4 protein-coding genes are annotated in these 6,697 nt (G+C 41.2%); all 4 read left to right on the top strand.

Features of this window, described 5'->3' with window-relative positions:
• Window positions 1-98: 98 nt before the first annotated feature.
• On the top strand, window positions 99-518 hold the full coding sequence (locus AC1DPQ_RS13665) for an SRPBCC family protein (RefSeq protein ID WP_477579903.1): 420 nt from the start codon (window positions 99-101) through the stop codon (window positions 516-518).
• Window positions 519-1,190: 672 nt separating this feature from the next.
• The gene (locus AC1DPQ_RS13660; protein ID WP_477579905.1) at window positions 1,191-2,582 is read left to right on the top strand and encodes a TolC family protein; all 1,392 of its coding nucleotides are present in this window, start codon (window positions 1,191-1,193) and stop codon (window positions 2,580-2,582) included.
• 13 nt (window positions 2,583-2,595) lie between these two features.
• Window positions 2,596-5,880, top strand: coding sequence for an efflux RND transporter permease subunit (locus AC1DPQ_RS13655; protein ID WP_477609758.1), 3,285 nt, complete (start codon window positions 2,596-2,598; stop codon window positions 5,878-5,880).
• Between the two features lie 13 nt (window positions 5,881-5,893).
• On the top strand, window positions 5,894-6,697 hold an 804-nt coding region (locus tag AC1DPQ_RS13650), incomplete at its 3' end, for an efflux RND transporter periplasmic adaptor subunit (RefSeq protein WP_477609756.1).

The raw sequence follows: 6,697 nt of genomic DNA, 5'->3' as shown, positions 1-6,697 counted from the left end.
AAATAATAGTGGCATATCACCCCCTATTTTGTCGCATTTGCTCTTTCTGAGTTGTTAAAGTTCCTATAACTTTATTAAAAAATTAAACACCTTAAAACATGGAAAATAAAACATCAATCACCGTAGAAACGACAGTAAATGCACCCGTAGAAAAAGTTTGGGAATTTTGGAATAATTCAGATCACATTACTAAGTGGGCCTTTGCCTCACCAGATTGGCATACCCCTTATTCAGAAAACGATTTAAAAGTTGGCGGTAAATTTAAAAGCACTATGGCGGCAAAAGATGGCAGCATGAGTTTTGATTTCGGCGGAACATATACCACAGTTGACCAGCATAAAAAAATCGAATATACCATGGAAGATGGCAGAACGGTAAGCATTGTTTTTGATGCACTGAGTGAACAAACCAGGATAACCGAAACTTTCGATGCCGAATCTACCAATCCGATCGAAATGCAACGTGGTGGCTGGCAGGCCATTCTGGATAATTTTAAAAGTTATACAGAGCAATCATAAACACCTTGCTAATAACGTCTTGCGAGATAACAGGTCTAGACAGGCTATCATTGCAGATTCCAATAGAAAATTCGTCATTGCGAGGTACGAAGATAACCGAACAAAGTGAGCTCATGAATGCCTTAAAAAGCAACTGCAAAAATGAATAATCTTAAAGCGCTCGCTACTATCGATAGTTGTAAGATTGCTTTGTCGGCTGAAAAGGCCTCCTCGCAATGACGATTCCTCTTCGCCATATAGCACTAAAAATCCTCTGTCACTAATATTCATTTTTATGGTACAGACCTCTTGTTATTTTTAACCTGAGTTCGATAATTAAATACTGATTTGATTATCTAAACTCAGTTTTGGGTTAAGTCGGTCGTCACCCTGAATTTATTTCAGGGTCTTTCCTGCCAAAAAAGATGCTGACCACGTAGTAGCTACAAGACAATTGAAAACACTATTCTACTTGTAAGACAAGTCAGCATGACGATGAGGTTAGGAATAAACCTTGTCTGATAGTTATTTTTACAATTTAATAATCGAACTCAGGTTTTTAGCAACAGAAACTGTCCCTTTTTACGCCTTAAGTAACAATTCGATTATTATTTGATTCGCATAATTTTTGATTTGAACCGAATACTTTGATATAACGATCATCATTTACATTTGCCGTGTAAATTATACACTATGTCTCGTATATCTTTATTTTATTTTTCGTTATTATTCTTTATCAGTTTATCCATCGGCATAAATGCACAAACACTTAGCCTTAAGCAAGCTGTTAACACTGCATTAAGCAATTATGGCACCATTAAGGCTAAAGATAATTATGCCAATGCATCAAAATCATCTATCCAACAGGCCAAAAGGGAGTATTTACCGAACTTCAGTTTAAGTGCCCAACAGGATTATGGTACCATTAACGGCCAAAATGGGCCTCAATATGGTCTTGGTGGTTTGGGAACGGCCTCATCTGGTCCTGCTCTAGACAAACAAAACTGGAATGCTGCATTTGGGGGGCTCTATCTGGCCAATGTAAACTGGGATTTCTTCACTTTCGGAAAAATCAGAGAACGCATTAAAATTGCCGATGCCACTTACCAAAGAGACAAAAATGATCTGGAACAGGAAAAATTCCAGCAGGAAATCCGTGTTTCTGCTGCCTATTTAAATCTGCTGGCTGCGCAAAGGTTAAGCAAATCGCAACAGAAAAATCTCGATCGCGCTATTACCTTTAAAAATACGGCCATCATCAGGGCTAAAAACGGATTAATTGCGGGAGTAGATTCTTCTTTCGCAAAAGCAGAAGTTTCTAATGCCAAAATTGCACTAACAAAAGCTAAAGATTTAGAGCAGGAACAGGCCAACCGTTTGGGCGTGGTAATGGGATTAACCGCAACATCATACGAATTAGATACTGCTTCAATTACGCGTATTCCCGGCAACCTGCTAGAAGATACAGTGATCAAAAGCTCACATCCACTATTAAAGTTTTACCAGAACCGTGTTGATGTTAGCCAGCAACAGGTTAATTATTTCAAAAAATTATACTACCCTACGTTTAGCTTATTCGGTGTAATGCAGGGCCGTGGTTCGGGTTTTAGTCCAGGTTATGCCTTAGATCAGGCTGCTTATTCTACCAGTTATGCTGATGGCATAAACCCTACCCGTGGAAACTATTTGATTGGCATAGGAATGACCTGGAACCTGTCAACCTTACTTAAAAACCGCCCGCAGGTACGTGCACAGGAATACATTAGCCAGGGTTTGAAGGAAGAATATAATCTGGTTGATCAGCAACTAAAAGCACAATTGGCACTTGCAGAAACTAAACTAACCAACGCTTTGGCCAATTACAGAGAAGCACCTATTCAGGTAAAAGCAGCATCTGATGCTTATCTGCAGAAAAATACGCTCTACAAAAACGGGCTCACCACTTTGGTGGATCTTACACAGGCCCTGTTTACCTTAAACCGTGCCGAAACCGATCGGGATATTGCCTTTACCAATGTTTGGCAGGCCTTATTGCTAAAATCGGCAGCACTCGGCAATTACGACATATTTATCAACGAATTTTAATCTGGCTATATAAATGAATTTAATACGTTTCGCACTCCGCAAGCCCATATCCATCTTAGTTTTAGTAGCTGGATTGTTCTTTTTCGGTATTGGGGCTATCAATCAGATCAAGGTTGATATTCTTCCGCAGATGAACCTTCCGGTGATTTATATTGCGCACCCCTTTGGTGGTTACACACCCGACCAAATGGAGGCTTATTTTGGTAAACAGTACGTTAATATCCTGCTTTTTGCAAACGGTATTAAAAGCATCGAAACCAAAAACACACAGGGTTTAATGTTAATGAAGCTAACCTATTACGAGGGTACCAACATGGCCCAGGCGGCGGCAGAACTAAGTGCGCTATCTACTAGGGCGCAAGCTATTTTCCCGCCAGGTTCGCAACCACCGTTCGTGATCCGTTTTGATGCTTCATCACTTCCTGTTGGACAATTGGTATTAAGCAGCCCTATCCGCACCAACAATGAATTACAGGATCTGGCCAATACTTATGTGCGCCCTAGTTTTTCAGCTATACCAGGTTTGCTTTCTCCTGCTCCTTTTGGAGGTAGTCCGAGAACGATAGAAATCAATGTAAATCCGTCACTTTTACGTTCACATAACCTAACGGTAGATCAAGTAGTAGAAGCCATCAGGCTAAATAACCAAACCGCACCTTCAGGAAATGTGAGGATAGGTGATAAAAACTATATCACACCAACCAATTATACCATTAAAAAGGTTAAAGATTTTGAGAACATTCCCTTATTTAAAGGCAGCGTGCAAAATTTGCAGCTCCGCGATGTAGCAACGGTTAAAGATGGGGCCGATTTAGTTGCAGGTTATGCCTTAATCAACGGCAAGCGCTCGGTATACTTAAGTATCGCTAAATCTGGGGATGCCTCTACCTGGGATGTGGTTAAAAACTTAAAGAAAAACCTACCGAACATCCAAAATACCTTACCGGAAGATGTTAAACTTTCTTACGAGTTCGACCAGTCTGTTTATGTAATCAACGCTGTAAAAAGTCTGATCAGTGAGGGCGCAATCGGTGCGATATTAACAGGTTTGATGGTTTTACTTTTCCTGGGCGATAAACGTGCAGCATTGATTGTAATCCTCACCATTCCAACCTCTATTATTGCGGGTGTTTTGTTCCTGAAGTTATTCGGACAAACGATCAACATCATGACCCTGAGCGGATTGGCTTTAGCCATTGGTATTCTGGTAGATGAATCGACGGTAACAATAGAAAACATCCACCAGCATTTTGATATGGGCAAACCCAAGGCCCTGGCCATTTGGGATGCCTGTAAGGAAATCGCCTTCCCGAAACTGTTAATCCTGTTTTGTATCCTTGCCGTATTTGCACCTGCCTTTACCATGACAGGGATTCCAGGAGCATTATTCTTACCCTTGGCATTGGCAATCGGCTTTTCGATGGTGGTTTCATTCCTGTTATCACAAACTTTCGTACCCATTATGGCCAACTGGCTAATGGTTGCACACCCAAAAAAAGGCAGTGAACATCACCCGGGCATTACTCAGGACGAGGCTGATTTTGCCGCAACTGGCATTACACTCGAATCGGAAAAAGATACCTTGAGCCAAAAAAGAGTACTGGTTGAGCGTGAAGATTTTAGTGGCAATGGCAAAATTGGTTTCTTTGATCGGTTCCGGAACCGTTTTATGCGTTTCCTTGATCGGATACTGCCTTACCGAAAATCTGTCGTTTTGGTTTATTTAGTGGTAATTATCGGTTTAGCTGCGTTATTATTGGCTAACATTGGTCGCGATGTTTTGCCGAGAGTTAACTCAAGTCAGTTTCAATTGCGTTTACGTGCACCTGATRGAACACGTTTAGAACGTACCGAAGAAAAAGCAAATATGGTTTTGGCTGAGCTGAAAAAAATGGTCGGAGAAGAGCATATGGGCATTTCTTCTGTTTATGTTGGTCAACACCCTGCCCAGTTTTCGGTAAACCCGATCTATCAGTTTATGGCAGGTCCGCACGAAGCTGTTTTCCAGGTAAGTTTAAAAGACTTTGAGGAAGATATGGATGATTTTAAAGATCAGTTCAGGGAGAAAATCAAAAAAGTTCTGCCTGATGTTAAACTTTCTTTCGAGCCGATAGAGCTAACGGATAAGGTATTGAGCCAGGGCTCTCCTACCCCTGTTGAAGTACGTATTGCAGGCAAAAACAAAAAGCTGAATGAAAAGTATGCCAATAAAATCCTCGCAGAACTGAAGGAAATCCCTTACATGCGCGATGTTCAGCTAGCACAGCCCATTAAATATCCATCATTAAATATCGATATCGACAGGACCCGTGCAGCACAGATCGGGGTGGATATGGCCGATATTTCGAGATCATTAATTGCCTCAACTTCATCATCACGTTATACGGACAAAAATATCTGGTTAGATGAAAAAGCGGCTTTGCCTTATAGTGTTCAGGTTCAGGTACCACTTAACCAAATGACCAGTAAAGATGATATTGGAGAAATTCCGTTATTGAAAAATTCGGCACGACCAGTTTTGAGCGATGTGGCAAAAATTACTGCTGATACCACGGCTGGCGAAAACGATAACATTGGTGCTATGCCTTTCCTATCGGTAACGGCGAACCTTTACCATATGGATCTGGGTGCAGCATCAAAAGATGTAGAAAAAGCCATCAAAGACGTTGGCGAACTGCCAAGGGGGTTAAATGTTACCGCCATCGGTTTAAGTAAAGTGTTAACTGATACTTTAGACAGCTTACAATCTGGCTTATTTGTGGCCATTGTGGTAATTTTCCTGATGCTGGCAGCCAATTTCCAGTCTTTTAAAGTTCCATTGGTTATCTTAGCCACTGTACCAGCAGTTATTTTAGGTTCACTATTGTTATTAACCATTACCGGATCAACCTTAAACCTGCAATCTTATATGGGGATTATCATGTCGGTCGGGGTATCTATCGCCAATGCGGTATTGCTCATCACCAATGCTGAGCAACTAAGAAAGCACAATGGGAATGCACTCGAATCGGCACGCGAAGCCGCAGCATTACGTTTGCGCCCAATTATCATGACGAGTATTGCGATGATTGCGGGTATGTTGCCAATGGCCATCGGTCATGGTGAAGGTGGTGGAGCGGTTTCTCCATTAGGCAGAGCCGTTATTGGTGGCTTACTGGCTTCAACATTCGCCGTACTCATTATCTTGCCATTGGTATTTGCATGGGTTCAGGGAAAACAGACTACCAATTCGATGTCGCTTGATCCGGAAGACGAAGAAAGCATCCATTACATTAAAGGTTTACAAGAAAAAGAATAAATCATCATCATAAATGAATACGAAGATATTTTCAACAGGATTATTAAGTACAGGATTTTTAGTGTTAACGGCCATGTATGGCTGTGGGCACTCCGAATCGAAAGTAACACCCAAGAAAGAAAAAGAAGCAGCTATAGCCACCTTCGATCTTAAAAAAGAGAAGCTATCCACCAAACTGAGTTTGCCAGGCGAATTAATTGCTTTGCAACAAGTTGATTTATATGCTAAAGTAAGCAGCTTCGTAAAAACCCTAAAAGTTGATATCGGCTCAGAGGTAAGTAAAGGTCAATTGTTAATGACTTTGGAAGCACCTGAAATGACTTCCCAACTGGCTGCAACACAGTCGCGGATAAAAGCACAGGAAGCCATTTATACTGCGAGCAAAGCGAATTATAACCGTTTGTATGAAACCAGTAAAACGCCTGGAACGATCTCTACAAACGACCTGGACCAGGCTATGGCAAAAAAAAATGCAGATCTTGCACAGCTTGAAGCAGCAAAAGCCGCTTATAAAGAAGTAGGTTCAGTTCAGGATTATTTAACCATCAGGGCACCTTTCAGCGGAATTATTTCAGCCAGAAATGTGAATTTAGGAGCTTACGTTGGTCCAACGGGTAAAGGCTCTGATTTACCTTTATTTACTCTACAGGATCAAAAAAACCTGCGTTTGGCCGTTTCCATTCCAGAAGTTTATACCGGATATTTAAAAGCTGGTGATGAGATTAGTTTTACCGTTAAATCTTTGCCTAGCCAGACCTTTAAGGCTAAAGTGAAACGTTTATCAGGCGCTTTAGATCTACGCTTACGTTCTGAACGC

It is taken from the genome of Pedobacter sp. 01T416_2 (assembly GCF_056398925.1).
Note: the sequence above shows the minus strand (reverse complement) of the source record. Positions and strands in the feature narration are given on the sequence as shown.